At 66.1% G+C, this 13863-nt stretch carries 13 protein-coding genes; 9 read left to right on the plus strand and 4 right to left on the minus strand.

Translation table 11 applies throughout. The features are described 5' to 3' along the window. Nucleotides 1-14 precede the first annotated feature (14 nt). A complete protein-coding gene (locus tag AC1DXS_RS13925) occupies nt 15-806 on the minus strand; it encodes a substrate-binding domain-containing protein (RefSeq protein ID WP_477738075.1) in 792 nt (263 codons plus the stop codon). 79 nt (nt 807-885) lie between these two features. Next, nucleotides 886-1848: a Bug family tripartite tricarboxylate transporter substrate binding protein gene (locus AC1DXS_RS13930; RefSeq protein WP_477738076.1), complete on the minus strand. Its 963-nt coding sequence runs from the start codon at nt 1846-1848 to the stop codon at nt 886-888. Between the two features lie 87 nt (nt 1849-1935). Here AC1DXS_RS13930 and AC1DXS_RS13935 point away from each other — a divergent pair, with 87 nt between their 5' ends. Next, nucleotides 1936-2829 carry a LysR family transcriptional regulator gene (locus tag AC1DXS_RS13935; protein WP_477738077.1) on the plus strand — a complete coding sequence of 298 codons (894 nt, stop codon included), beginning with the start codon at nt 1936-1938 and terminating at the stop codon, nt 2827-2829. A 93-nt stretch (nt 2830-2922) separates the two neighbouring features. On the opposite strand, the gene AC1DXS_RS13940 is transcribed toward AC1DXS_RS13935, so the two are convergent. Both AC1DXS_RS13940 and AC1DXS_RS13945 read right to left on the minus strand, forming a co-directional pair. After that, nucleotides 2923-4050, minus strand: a complete 1128-nt coding sequence (locus AC1DXS_RS13940) for an ABC transporter substrate-binding protein (RefSeq protein ID WP_477738078.1) — start codon at nt 4048-4050, stop codon at nt 2923-2925. A gap of 150 nt (nt 4051-4200) precedes the next feature. Further along, nucleotides 4201-5355 carry an ABC transporter substrate-binding protein gene (locus AC1DXS_RS13945; RefSeq protein ID WP_477738079.1) on the minus strand — a complete coding sequence of 385 codons (1155 nt, stop codon included), beginning with the start codon at nt 5353-5355 and terminating at the stop codon, nt 4201-4203. Nucleotides 5356-5404: 49 nt separating this feature from the next. Here AC1DXS_RS13945 and AC1DXS_RS13950 point away from each other — a divergent pair, with 49 nt between their 5' ends. The 8 genes from AC1DXS_RS13950 to AC1DXS_RS13985 are packed head-to-tail and all read left to right on the plus strand — an operon-like array spanning nt 5405 to nt 13624. After that, nucleotides 5405-7534: a molybdopterin-containing oxidoreductase family protein gene (locus tag AC1DXS_RS13950; protein ID WP_477738080.1), complete on the plus strand. Its 2130-nt coding sequence runs from the start codon at nt 5405-5407 to the stop codon at nt 7532-7534. Between the two features lie 14 nt (nt 7535-7548). Continuing rightward, entirely contained in the window at nt 7549-8685 is a 1137-nt protein-coding gene (locus tag AC1DXS_RS13955; RefSeq protein ID WP_477738081.1) for an aminopeptidase, read from the plus strand. Then, nucleotides 8678-9025, plus strand: a complete 348-nt coding sequence (locus tag AC1DXS_RS13960; RefSeq protein ID WP_477738082.1) for a polyhydroxyalkanoic acid system family protein — start codon at nt 8678-8680, stop codon at nt 9023-9025. Before AC1DXS_RS13955 ends, AC1DXS_RS13960 begins: the two co-directional genes overlap by 8 nt. A gap of 17 nt (nt 9026-9042) precedes the next feature. Then, nucleotides 9043-9987: a LysR family transcriptional regulator gene (locus AC1DXS_RS13965; RefSeq protein WP_477738083.1), complete on the plus strand. Its 945-nt coding sequence runs from the start codon at nt 9043-9045 to the stop codon at nt 9985-9987. 36 nt (nt 9988-10023) lie between these two features. Then, nucleotides 10024-11277 carry a CaiB/BaiF CoA transferase family protein gene (locus AC1DXS_RS13970; protein ID WP_477738084.1) on the plus strand — a complete coding sequence of 418 codons (1254 nt, stop codon included), beginning with the start codon at nt 10024-10026 and terminating at the stop codon, nt 11275-11277. Then, nucleotides 11274-12224 carry a hydroxymethylglutaryl-CoA lyase gene (locus tag AC1DXS_RS13975; RefSeq protein WP_477738085.1) on the plus strand — a complete coding sequence of 317 codons (951 nt, stop codon included), beginning with the start codon at nt 11274-11276 and terminating at the stop codon, nt 12222-12224. The genes AC1DXS_RS13970 and AC1DXS_RS13975 overlap by 4 nt, the downstream gene beginning before the upstream one ends. Continuing rightward, nucleotides 12221-12613, plus strand: a complete 393-nt coding sequence (locus AC1DXS_RS13980) for a VOC family protein (RefSeq protein ID WP_477738086.1) — start codon at nt 12221-12223, stop codon at nt 12611-12613. Before AC1DXS_RS13975 ends, AC1DXS_RS13980 begins: the two co-directional genes overlap by 4 nt. 36 nt (nt 12614-12649) lie before the next feature. After that, complete coding sequence (locus tag AC1DXS_RS13985; protein ID WP_477738087.1) at nt 12650-13624, plus strand: Bug family tripartite tricarboxylate transporter substrate binding protein; 975 nt, start codon at nt 12650-12652, stop codon at nt 13622-13624. Nucleotides 13625-13863 lie beyond the last annotated feature (239 nt).

The following is a 13863-nucleotide window of genomic DNA, read 5'->3' on the forward strand; positions in this document are numbered from 1 at the left end:
CTGCCCGTTCAAGCTCAAGGCTTGGCGGCAACGGGCTCCATGCCGGTGCCGCGCACAATGAATGCGGCCGCCGGCGAAGCCAGGAAGCGGATCAGGTGCCGGGCCGCTTCGGGTTCCCTGGCGCCCGCCATGAGGCCCGCTGAAAAGAAGATGGTCTGCTGGACTTCATCAGGCAAGGGCCCCACAAAGTCCAGCTCCTTGAAGGGCAGCAATTCGCTGACTTGCTGGAAGCCGATCTCGGCGTCGCCCCGCGCCACCACCGTCCCGACCCGCTCACTGAAAATCTTGCGAGCCTTGTCCTTGACCTGGTCGGCCACGCCCAGGCGCTGAAAAAGCTCTGTCGACAGGTAAGTGCCGCTGGCGCTCGCGGAATAGGCAATCGACTTCGCGTTCAGCAAGGTCTGGCGCAAGGCATCCACCGTGCTGATGTCCGGCCTGGGTGTGCCCTTGCGCACCGACATGCCGATCACGGAGCGCGCCAGATCGACGCGGCTGCCGGGAGTGACCTTGCCCTCCTTGACCAGTGTCTCCAGCCCTGCGTCGGCCAGGATCACGATGTCAAAGGTCTCGCCGCGCGCCAGCCGGCTGGGAATCGAGTCCGGCGCATTGCCAATGGAGGCGCCGTAGCTGGTGATGACCTTGTTCTGGCTGGCCTGTTCATAAAGCGGTATCAGCTGCTGGTAGGCGGCGGTGAAGCCGCCCGAACTGATCACCCGGATATCGGCGGCCAGGGCATTGCCGGCAAGCAGCACGAGGCTGAGGGCGGTCAGGACGACGCGGCGTATCCGCTGGAATGTGAATGTCATGGCAAAGGTCTCCTTCTGTCGTTGGTTTGTCGGCACATGCGCCGGTGATGTGGCTCGATGCGTGGCTGGAGCCGTGAATTCAGTCTTCTTTCATGTTGGCGGCCTTGGCGATCGGGCCGAGCCGGGCCTTCTCACCCGCCAGGAATTTGCTGAAGTCGGCGCGGCTGCCGCTGACCGGGTCTATGCCCTGCGGGATCAGGCGGGCGCGCAGTTCCGGGGACTTGAGTGCCGCATTGATCGCACCATTCATTTTTTCCAGGATGTCTTCGGGCGTGCCGCGTGGGGCAAACACACCGGACCAGTGGCCGATGAACACATTGGGGTAGCCCTGCTCTTCGGCGGTGGGCAGATCCGGTAGCGCCGCGATGCGGCGGTTCCAGGTCGACGCGATGGCGCGCAGCTTGCCGCCCTTGACTTGCGGCAGAACCACCACGCTGGCTTCAGAGGTGGCGTCGACCTGCTTGCCGATCACGGCCACCATGCCCTCCGAGCCGCTCTTGTAGGGAATCAGCTCAAGCTTCGCGCCGGACTTGAGCTTGAGCATCTCGGCGACGAAGTGCGGCGTGCTGCCGGTACCGGCGGTTGAAAAGTTCAATCCGCGGCCCGTTTTTGCCGCGGCTAGCAGGCCCTTGAGGTCCTTGATCGGCGAGTCGGCGGACACCACGATGACCGACGGGCTGACCGCCATCATGGCCACGGGTACCAGGTCTTCTTCCTTGTAGGGCATTTTGGTCTTGATCAGCGCATTCGTGATCACGCCGCCGGCAGGGGTCAGGAAGGTATAGCCATCGGGCGGGGACTTGGCCACCAGGTCAGCGCCCAGCACCGAGCCGGCGCCGGGCTTGTTTTCCACAATGATGGGTTGGCCCAGCTGTTTCGACGCCGCTTCCGCCACGGCGCGGGCCACCAGGTCGTTGGCGCCGCCCGGGCCGAAGGGCACCACGAAGCGGATGGGCCGGGACGGCCAGGTATCGGCCATTGCCGGCAGTGCAGGGGTGACCAGGGCAAGGGCCACGGCAAGACGGGGAAGCAGGTGTTTCATGGGCGTCGGCAGCGTCGGGTTAAAGAGAAAGCGATGCTAGATGGCGCACAATCATTTGTATATTGCAACTTTCTGAATGATTAGTGCATGAAGCGGATCAATTTCGGGCTCGACGAGCTCCAGGCTTTTGTGGCGGTCGCCGAAAAGGCCAGCTTCAGGGCGGCGGCAGAAGACCTGTCCATTTCGCCGCCTGCCCTCAGCCGCCGCATCGACAAGCTGGAGGCGACGCTCGGCAGCCGCCTGCTGGACCGCACCACCCGCCGCGTGTCCCTGACCAACGTGGGGCGGCAGTTCCTGGAGGAGGCGCGCGCCGCCCTCAACGGCCTCGAATATGCGGTGCTCAGGCTGGCGGACAACGCCAGCCTGCGGCGCGGCCAGGTGACGGTTGCCTGCCTGCCGTCGGTGGCGCACCACCTGCTGCCCGTCGTGCTCAAGCGCTTTGCCGACCGGTTTCCCAGCGTCCGGATCAAGGTGGTGGATGAGAGCGCCAATGCGGTGCTGGCCAGCGTGCTGTCAGGCGATGCGGATTTCGGTGTGAATTTCGTGGGCGTGCAGGAGCCCGAGATCCGTTTCGAGGCCCTGCGGCAGGAAGACTACGTGCTGGTCATGCCGCGCGGCCATCCCTGGGCGCATCGTGAATCGATTGCCTGGGAAGAGCTGGCCGATGAAAAGATGGTGGCCTTGTCGCGCCAAAGCGGCAACCGGCTGCTGCTGGACAGCGTGCTTTCAAGCCTGCGCCGGCCGCCCAGCGCGTTTTACGAAGTCAACCACGTGACGGGTGCACTCGCGCTGGTGGAGGCCGGGCTGGGGCTGGCGGCGTTGCCGGGCCTGTCATTGCCGCAAACGCATGCCACGCTCAAGGGGATTGCGCTGGTCGAGCCTGGCATCCACCGCCTGCTGGGGCTGATTGCGCGCAAGGACCGGCCTTTGCAGCCGGCTGCGGCCATGCTGTACGGGATGCTGAAAGAGCTGGCCGGATGAGAGCAGCTCACCACGCCCGCGCCCAAAAGAAAACGCCTGGCTGAGCCAGGCGTTTTTACGCGGCCGCAGGCCGCTTCGGGGAAACCAGGTGCTTCAGGTCCGGACCCGTCCGTCGCCCGTCAGCATGGACAGTTCCACGAAGTTGGATGCCACGTGATCCGTCGCCGAAAACGACACGGTGAAACCACCCATCGACTGGCTGCCCATGCCCTCCAGGCCGGCGATCAGCGACTCGCGGCTGATCTTGGCGGCCCCGCCGCGCTTGAGGCCGTCCACCAGCACCTTGGCGGCCACGTAGCCCTCCATGCTGGAGAAATTGACCTGGGCATTGCCGGCCTTGGCCGCATCGACAAACTCGCGCGCGATGGGGCGAGCCGCGTTGTAGGGCGAAGGCATGACCTGCGAGACCACCACGCCTGCGCCGTCCTTGCCGAGTTCGTCAGCCAGCGCCTGTGTGCCGACAAAAGACACGTTGTAGAAAGTGCCGCCGTAGCCGGCCTTGCGAGCCTCGCGGATAAAGGCCGCGCAGGCCTTGTAGGCGCCGATCTGCACCACCGCGTCGGGCCCGGCCGCGACCAGGGTCTTGACCGCGCCGGCCACATTGACCGTGTTGCGCTCCACCGTTGCCAGCGCCACCGGCTTGAGGTTTTGCGCCGCCAGTGCCAGGTTCACGCCGTCCAGGCCGGCCTTGCCGTAGGCGTCGTTCTGGTAGAACACGGCGATTTTCTTCAGGCCCAGGCTGGTCAGCTGTTTGACGATGAGGCCGGTCTCGTCGTTGTACGAGGCGCGCACGTGGAAGGCGTATTTGTTGAACGGGTCTCGCAGCGCCATGGCACCCGTGAAGGGGGCAATGAAGGGAACCTTGTCCTTGGTCGCCAGCGGCAGTGCGACGACGCTGGTGGGGGTGCCGATGTAACCGAACAGCGCGAACACGTCATCGGCGATCAGCTTGCGGGTGTTTTCGGCGCAGCGGTCGGGCTCGTAGCCGTCGTCCAGGTTGCGGATTTCGATCAGGCGCTTGCCGATGCCGCCCTGGGCATTGACCTGGTCGAAGTAGACCTTGGCACCCTGATGGAACTGTATGCCCAGCTGCGCGGCCGGGCCGGTGAAGGCGGCCGACTGGCCCAGGATGATCTTGTCGGCCTGGGCGTGCGCGACGTTGAAACCGGCCAGCATGGAAGCGCCGGCGGCGATGGAAAATTTTCTGCGAGTGAGGTTCATGCCTCGATTCTCGCAACACAACTTACAACACGGTTACCCCTATTGGTAACAGGAGGAAAGCCTGTGAGATAGGTCACTACTTTGGTCTTATCTGATGCACCCATTGTCAGCAATTTGCCAGCTTTCTAAGGGTTTGACCTATGGTTTTGCCTATTCCCTCACGCGCCCCGTGGCGTCGATCAGGCTCAATTCGACCAGTTTGGACCCCACGCGGTCGCCGTCGAAATGAACGCGAAAGCCCCCCAGGTTCATGTCCTGCAGCCCGTCCAGCGCCTTGCGCAGCTTGGCGCGTGTCGGGTCCTTGCCGGCCTTGCGAAGGGCCTCGGTGTAGGTCCAGGCGGCGATGTAGCCCTCAAGCATGTACACATTCGGCTTGCCGAGCTTGGCCGCCAGCGCGTCGGCCTGCAGGTCGCGAACCAGCACGCTCTTGGCGTTGTCCGACTTGGGGGTGACGCGCACCACCACCACGCCGGCGCCGGCCGCGCCCAGTTGCTCGGCCAGCAGGCTTTCACCGGTGCTGGAGAAGCCGTAGATGGGCCCGCGAAAACCCTTGGCGCGCAGGTCGCGTATGGCGCTGGCCGCGCCTGCGGCATCGCTGATCACCAGCACGGATTCGGGCTTTTTGCCCAGCACCTGGTCCACGCTCGTGGCGACGCTGCCGCCTGTAAGGGCCGACTTGGCCACCAGGTTGGCGCCCAGGCCGCCCATGGTGCGTTCAGCCGAATCCAGCGCCGCGAGCGACTCGGGGTCTTTGCCGTGCAGGATGGCCAGCTTGCGCATGCCCAGGGTCTCGGCGTGGCGCGTGATCATCGCCGCCTCTTCCGAATAGCCGGGCCGCACCGAATAGACGTTCGGGTAGAGCGAGCCGCGCAATTCGTCGGCGCCGGCCATGGGCGCGAACAGCAGGACGTCCGTGTCCTTGAGCAGCGCGTTGACGGCGGTGACTTGCGCCGAGCCGTAGTAGCCGAACAGCGAGAACACCTTCTGGTCCAGCAGCTTTTTGGTGTTGGCCGCCGCGGTGTCGGGGTTGCCCGTGTCGTCCAGCGTGGTGATTTCGATCCTGCGCCCGTTGATGCCGCCGCCCGCGTTGACCCGTTCAAAGTACAGCCGGGCGCCCTGCGCAAAGGGCACTGCCAGCGTGGCGCCGGGCCCGGTCATGGCCAGGGATTGGCCCAGGCTGACGGCGGTCTTGCTGATGCCGTCCTCGGCATTGGCCCCGGTCGCAAAAAGGCCGGCCAGGGCCGCTACCATGGCGAGTCTGGCAGCGGCGCGGATTGCCCGCATTCCGTTCATTGTTGTTGTCATCATGTGTCTCCCCGGGATACGGCAATGACAGCCAATATAAAGTTGAACCATGAGCAACACCATCAGCATCTCCCCTAGGAACGCGGCCAAGCCTGACAGCGGGCTGAAGACGGCCCCCACACAGGTGCTGGGCGCCTGCCCGCACGACTGCCCCGACACCTGCTCGCTGCTGACCACGGTGGAGGACGGCATCGCCACCCGCGTGCAGGGCAACCCCGACCATCCCCACACCGGGGGCGTGCTGTGCAACAAGGTTTCGCGCTACACCGAACGCACCTACCACCCCGAGCGCCTGCTGCACCCGCTCAAGCGCAGCGGCCCCAAAGGCAGCGGGCAGTTCGAGCCGGTCAGTTGGGAGTCTGCGCTGGCCGACATCGCGGCGCGGCTCAAGGCCATCGCGCAGCGCGAGCCCGAGGCCATCGTTCCCTACAGCTATGCCGGCACCATGGGCCAGGTGCAGGGCGAAAGCATGGCCGGGCGCTTTTTCAACCGGCTGGGTGCGTCTTTCCTGGACCGCACCATCTGCTCATCGGCCGGCGGTGAGGCCCTGACGCAAACATTGGGCGGCAAGGTCGGCATGCGCGTGGAGTTTTTCGCCGAGTCCAAACTCATCATCATCTGGGGCAGCAATTCGATCGGCAGCAACCTGCATTTCTGGCGCTATGCGCAGCAGGCCAAGCGCGACGGCGCCAGGCTCGTCTGCATAGACCCGCGCCGCAGCGAAACCGCCGAGAAATGCCACGAGCACATCGCGCTGCTGCCCGGCACCGACGCCGCACTGGCGCTCGCGCTGATGCACGAGCTCATCACCCATGACTGGCTGGACCACGACTACATCGCGCAGCACACCCTGGGCTGGCAGGGCCCGGAGGGCGGGCTGCGCGAACGCGCGCTGCAGTGGAGTCCCGAGCGCGCCGCAGCCGTCTGCGGCGTGCCGGCCGAACAGATACGTGCACTGGCCCGCGATTACGGCGAATGCATGATGAACAAGCAGCCTGCCGCCATACGCCTGAACTACGGCATGCAGCGCGTGCACGGCGGCGGCAACGCGGCCCGCGCCATCGCCTGCCTGCCCGCGCTCACCGGCGCCTGGCGGCACCGCGCCGGCGGCGTGCTGCTGAGCAGCTCAGGCCTGTTTCCGGTGGACCGGGCCGCGCTGCAGCGGCCCGAGCTGCTCAAGGGCCGGCAGCCGCGCACCATCAACATGAGCACCATAGGCAACGCGCTGCTGGCGCCCGCATCAAAACAGTTCGGCCCGAAGATCGAGGCCCTCATCGTCTACAACAGCAATCCGGTGGCGGTCGCCCCCGAATCCGGCAAGGTGGTTGAGGGCTTTGCGCGCGAAGACCTGTTCACCGTGGTGCTCGAGCACTTCCAGACCGACACCGCCGACTACGCCGACTACATCCTGCCGGCCACCACGCAGCTGGAGCACTGGGACGTGCACGGCGCCTACGGCCACACCGACGCGCTGCTGAACCGGCCGGCCATCGAACCGCTGGGCCAGGCCAAACCCAACACCCAGATCTTTCGCGAGCTGGCCGCCCACATGGGCCTGACGGAACCCTGCTTTTTCGACAGCGACGAACGGCTGTGCCGTGCGGCATTCGGCGACAAGGTCAGCTTCCAGCAACTGCTGGACAAAGGCTTTGCCACCCTGGACCTGCCCGACGCCCCCTTCGCCGAGGGCAACTTCCCCACGGCCTCGGGCCGCTGCGAATTTTTCAGCGCGCGGCTGGCGGCTGGCGGCGCCGACGGCTTGCCCGGCCATGTGCCCAACCATGAGGCCGCGGGTTCTTCCGAACAATTTCCGCTGGCCATGATCTCGCCGCCGGCGCGCAACTTCCTGAACTCCACGTTCGTGAACGTCAAAAGCCTGCGCGACATCGAAGCCGAGCCGGTGCTGGAAATCCACGCCGAGGATGCCGCCGCGCGCGGCATCACCACGGGCGCCATCGTCAAGGTCTTCAACCAGCGCGGCGAATACCGCGTCAAGGCCGAGGTCTCGGCACGGGCCCGCCCCGGCGTGGTCAACGGCCTGGGCATCTGGTGGCGCAAGCTGGGCCTGGACGGCACCAACGTCAACCAGCTCACCAGCCAGCAACTCACCGACATGGGCCGCGGCCCGGTGTTTTACGACTGCCTGGTGCAGGTGCAGCGCGAGCCGCAGGCCGCCTGAGCAAGAGAAGCCAGGTGAAACGCGGCACGCTCAAACGCACGCTCGCCGTGGCGCTGGCCGCGGCCGCCCTGGGCCTGGCGGGCTGCGCCGACCTGGGCTACTACTGGCAGTCCGTCAGCGGCCACCTTCAGATGCTCAACGCCGCCCGGCCCGTGGACGATTGGCTGGGCGATGCGCAGGCCTCGGGGCAGCTCAAAAACCGGCTGGCCCTGTCGCAACGCATACGCAGCTTTGCCGTGAGCGAACTCAAGCTGCCCGACAACCCCAGCTACCGGCGCTACGCCGACCTGCGCCGCAGCGCCGTGGTCTGGAACGTGGTGGCCGCGCCCGAGTTCTCGCTGACCCTCAAGACCTGGTGCTTTCCCATCACCGGTTGCGTGGGCTACCGCGGCTACTTCAACGAGGCTGAGGCACGCGCCGAAGCCGAGCGGCTCAAAGCCGAAGGCCTGGAGACCAGCGTCTACGGCGTGCCCGCCTATTCCACCCTGGGCTGGATGAACTGGGCCGGCGGCGACCCGCTGCTCAACACCTTTATCGGCTACCCGGAAGGCGAACTCGCGAGGCTGATCTTTCATGAACTCGCGCACCAGGTGGTCTACGCCAAGGACGACACCATGTTCAACGAGTCCTTCGCCACCGCCGTCGAGCGCATGGGCAGCCAGCGCTGGCTGGACAGCGAGGCCGCCCACGGCAACGATAAAGCCCGCCAGGATTACCTCCAGTTTGACAGTCGGCGCCGGCAGTTCCGCGCGCTGGCGCTGGCTACACGGCTTGAACTCACCGCGATCTACGACAGGAGGCCGGCGACGGACGCCGAAAAAACCGCGCAGGCGGCGATGAAGGCCCAGGCGCTCCAGCGCTTTCGCGAGGGCTACGCCGCACTCAAGGCCTCCTGGGGCGGCTTCGCGGGCTACGACCCCTGGGTGGCGCGCGCCAACAACGCGGCCTTCGGCGCGCAGGCCGCCTATGATGAACTGGTGCCCGGCTTCGAAACGCTGTTCGAGCACGAAGGCCGTGACTGGCAACGGTTTTATGATGCGGTCAAAGGGTTGGCGAAGCTGCCCAAGGACGAACGCCGCAAGGCGCTGGACGCTTACAAGGCCGGCAACCCCGACAACACACACAACAACGAGGAGACTTCCCATGGCTGACATCCAGATCCAGCGCGACCACACCCTGGGCCTTGCGCAGGCGCGCAAGATCGCTTTCAAGTGGGCCGAGCAGGCCGAAGAAAAGTTCGACATGGAATGCACCTACGAAGAGGGCAAGGACCAGGACCTGGTCACCTTCACGCGCTCGGGCGTCAACGGCACGCTGGCCGTCACCAAGGACAGCTTTGAACTGAACGCCAGGCTGGGCTTTCTGCTGGGCGCCTTCAAGGACAAGATAGAAACCGAAATCGTTAAAAACCTCGATGCACTGATCGCGCAAAAGCCCGGGGCCGCCAAGCCCGCCGCAAAAAAATCCCCGGCAAAAAAGAAAAGCGCCTGAGTTTTCCCGGCCCTGCCGTGAACTACAACCTCGCCCGCTTCGACCTGGTGTCCGTGCGCCTGGCCGTGGCCTGCGCGCAAACCGGCAGCCTGACCGCGGCGGCGCGCGACTCGCACCTGGCGCTGGCCGCTGCCAGCCGGCGCATACGCGAACTCGAGGACGCCCTGGGCGAAGCCCTGTTCGAGCGCCATGCGCGCGGGCTGCTGCCCACGGCGGCCGGACGCGTCTTCGTCAAGCACGGCCTGACCCTGCTGCAAACCATGGAGCAACTGGGCGGCGAACTGGCCGACCTGCGGCGCGGCATCGCGCGCCACATACGCCTGTGCGCCAGCAGCGCCGCCATCAGCCAGTTTTTGCCGCCGCTGCTGGCGCGCTATGGCGAGCTGCACCCGCAGGTGCACATAGACCTGGAAGAGCAGGTGTCCGAGGCCGTGGTGGCCACCCTGCGTGAAGGCCGGGCCGACGCGGCGGTGTTTGTCGAAGGGCCGGACACCACGGGGCTGGACACGCGCCTGTTTCGCGAGGACGAGCTGGTGCTGATACTGCCGGCCGGCCATGCGCTGGCACGCGGCAAGGCGCCGCTGGCTTTCGTCGACGCGCTCGACGAGGAATGGATCAGCCTGACCGCCGGCGCCGCCATGCTGCAAAAGCAGCAGCAGGCCGCGCTGGCCGCGAACCGGCCGCTGAAACTGCGCATGCAGGTGCGCAGCTTTGACGCCGTCTGCCATATGGTCGCTTCGGGTCTGGGCGTGGCCATCTTGCCCAAGGCTGCGACGCTCCCCATGGTCAAAAGCATGAAGCTCGGCTGGCGGCCGCTGGCTGACACCTGGGCCAAACGCCGCCTGCTGACGGCCACCATGGCGGGCCAGTCCGATGCGGGCATTGCCTCGCTGGTGGACTTTCTGAGCCCGAAAGGCGCCCTGCCTTCGCAAAACGCGAAAGCCAGAGGCCCAAAGCGGTAATGGACGCAGCAGGCCCCGGGCGGCACACTGCCGGCCATGGCCTTCACTGAAACCTCCCCTCCCGCCCCCGCCCCCGCCGCCACCGGCCCGCTTGCCGGCCTCAAGGTACTGGAACTGGGCCAGCTGATCGCCGGGCCCTTTGCCGCCAAGACACTGGCGGACTTCGGCGCTGACATCATCAAGATCGAGACGCCGGGCGCCGGCGACCCGCTGCGCAAATGGCGTCTGCTCAAGGACGGCACCTCGGTCTGGTGGCAGGTGCAGTCGCGCAACAAACGCTCGGTGGCGCTGGACCTCAAAAGCCCCGAGGCACAGGACATCGTGCGCCGGCTGGCGCTTGATGCCGACGTGCTGATCGAAAACTTCCGCCCCGGCGCCATGGAAGGCTGGGGCCTGGGCCCTGACGAACTGCTGGCGCTGAACCCGCGCCTCATCATGCTGCGCATCAGCGGCTACGGCCAGACCGGCCCCTACCGCGACAAACCGGGCTTCGGCGTGGTGGCCGAAGCCATGAGCGGCCTGCGCCACCTGACGGCCGAACCCGGCCGCGTGCCGGTGCGCGTGGGCGTGAGCATAGGCGACACGCTGGCCGCGTTGCATGGCGTGATCGGTATCCTGCTGGCCATGCAGGAACGCCAGCGCTCCGGCAAGGGCCAGGTGATCGACGTGGCCCTCTATGAAGCGGTGTTCAACTGCATGGAAAGCCTGCTGCCTGAATACAGCGCTTTCGGCGCGGTGCGCGGCGCGGCCGGCAGCGCGCTGCCCGGCATCGCGCCCAGCAATGCCTACCTCTGCAAGGACGGTGGCTACGCGCTGGTGGCCGGTAACGGCGACAGCATTTTCAAGCGGCTCATGGCCACCATAGGCCGGGGCGACCTCGGCAGCGACCCGGCCCTGGCCGACAACGCCGGCCGCGTGGCGCGCGTGGAAGAAATCGACGCGGCCATAGGCCAATGGACTGTAGGCCTCACCGTGGACGAGGTGCTCGCGGCGCTCGACAAGGTGTCCGTGCCCGCGGGCCGCATCTACACCGTGGCCGACATCGCGGCCGACCCGCACTACCAGGCGCGCGGCATGCTCGACGAAGTGCGCATGGACGACGGCACCCTGCTGGCAGTGCCCGGCATCGTGCCCAAGCTCTCGCGCACGCCGGGCGGCCACCGCCGCAATGCACCCCAGGTGGGACAGGACACCGATGCCGTGCTGCGGGAAATGGGGTTGTCGCCCGCGCAGATCCAGGCCCTCAAGGACAAAGGCATCGTGGCCGGAAAGGACGCGGACGCATCATGAAGAAGCGTATTTTCTTTAACGAGGTTGCCACACGTGACGGCTTCCAGATCGAGCCCGAATTTATCCCGACCGACGACAAGGTCGCGCTGGTCGATGCGCTCAGCGACTGCGGCTACGCCAAGATCGAGGTCACCTCCTTCACCTCACCCAAGGCCATCCCCATGCTGCGCGACGCCGAGGAAGTGATGGGCCGTATACGGCGCGCGCCCGGCGTGGAGTACACGGTGCTGGTGCCCAACCTGCGCGGGGCCGAGCGCGCGCTGGAATCGCGCGCGGATGAACTCAACCTCGTGATGTCGGTCTCGGAAACCCACAACCTGGCCAATCTGCGCATGCCGCGCGAGAAAAGTTTTGCCGCGTTGTCCGACGTGATTCGCCATGTCGATGGCCGCACGCCCATCAACATTTCACTCTCGTGCTGCTTTGGCTGCCCCATGGAGGGCGAGGTGGCCGAGGAAGAGGTGCTGCGCTGGAGCGAGCGTTTTGCCGCTTTCGGTGCGGACCGCGTGCGCGGCCTCACGATTTGCGACACCACCGGCATGGCCCATCCGGCCCAGGTCGCCCGCATGGTCGAGGTGCTGCAGCAGCGCTTTGCCGGCCTGCAGCTGACGCTGCACTTCCACAACACGCGCGGCATGGGCCTGGCCAATGTGCTGGCCGCGGTGCAGGGCGGCATCACGCGATTTGACGGCTCACTGGGCGGCCTGGGCGGCTGCCCCTATGCGCCCGGCGCCAGCGGCAACATCAGCAGCGAGGATGCCATCCACATGCTGGACGCCATGGGCTACGACACCGGCATGGATATTTCGAAGTTGCTGGAAGTGGCGCGGCAGATGCCGGCCATCGTCGGCCATGAAGTGCCTGGCCAGGTCGCCAAGGCCGGCCGCATCACGGATTTGCATGCGCCGCCGCCTTATGTGGCGGAGCTGCGGGCGGCGTCGACATGATCGGCCAGCTGGATCATCTGGTGCTGACCACGTCGGACGAAAAAGCCTGTGTGGATTTCTACATCCGCGTGCTCGGCATGAGGCTGGAAAGCTTCACCGGCGGCACGCCGCCTGTGGAACGCAAGGCCTTCATATTCGGCAACCAGAAAATCAACCTGCACGTCAAAGGCCGCGAGTTCGAGCCCAAGGCCCACCTGCCGGTGCCGGGTGCGTTGGATCTGTGCTTTCTGGCCAGCGTCCCGCTTGCCGACGTGATCACCCGCCTTGAACGCGAGCGCTGGCCGGTGATCGAAGGCCCCGTGCTGCGCACCGGCGCCACGCAAAAAATCCGTTCGGTCTACGTGCGCGATCCCGACCTGAACCTCATCGAGATTTCCGAACCCGCCTGAAAACGGCATCCTAAAACTACGACTGGAGACAAGACCATGACTTTCATTTCCCGCAGGACACTGCTGACCGTCGCCGGGCTCAGCACCGCCGCCTGGCTTAACCCGGTGCGCGCGCAGCTCGCCGGCAAGCCCATCACGCTGGTGGTGCCCACGGCGGCCGGCGGCACCACCGACATCGCGGCGCGCATGCTGGCCGAACCGCTGGGCAAGATCCTGCAGACCTCGGTGGTTGTGGACAACCGCGGCGGCGGCAACGGCAACATCGCCGGCCAGCTGGTGGCGCGCGGCCCGGCCGATGGCAGCAGCCTGCTGGTGCAGTACTCGGGCTACCAGTGCATCACTCCGCTGATCCAGCCGGTGCCGGGTTTTGACCCGGCGACCAACCTCAAGCCCCTGGGCCATTTGATCGACGCGCCGCAGCTGCTGGTGGTGCGAGGCAACTTCCCGGCCGACAACTTCACCGACTTCCTCAAGTACGTGAAGGCCAATCCGGGCAAGGTCAACTACGCCTCCAGCGGCAACGGCTCGCTGCAGCACGTGACCACCGAACTGCTCAAGGACCTGACCAAAACCTTCATGGTGCACATCCCCTACCGCGGCACCGGCCCGGCGCTCAGCGACCTGCTGGCCGGCACGGTGGATTTCACCATCACCACGCCGCCGCCGCTGCTGCCGCACATACGCGCCGGCAAACTCAAGGCACTGATGGTGACCGGCCGCACGCGCCTGCCGGCCCTTCCCAATGTGCCCACCGCCACCGAGGCGGGTGTGCCGCTGGTGGCCTCTTCGTGGTTCGCGGTCTATGGGCCTACGGGCTTGTCCGCCGACCTGCAAAGCCGGCTTTCACTGGCGATCAGGCAGGTGGTGGAGTCTGAGAACTTCAAAAAACGCGCCGACGAGCAAGGCGCCAAGGCCGTGGTCATGAGCGGCGCCGAGCTGGCCGCGCTGGGTGACGGCGAACGCAAGATGTGGGGGCGGATCGTTAAGTTGGCCAATATCAAAGCTGATTGAGCGCGCCCGCGGCAGAGGCCTGCTGGCCGGGGTCGCCCGGCATGCGACTCACTTTTCTTTGCTTCGCCAAAGAAAAGTAAGCAAAAGAAAGGCGACCCTGGTTCCTGCGTCCCCTGCGCTTCGCTACGGGGCAACCTGCGGTGCTCGGTCCAGCCGGGGTCAAAAACAACTCGCCTTCGGCTCAAACAAGTTTTTGCCCTGATCCGTCTGGCCCTCCGCTCCTCGGCGCATCCACAAGG

It is taken from the genome of Polaromonas sp. P3_B1, assembly GCF_056402935.1.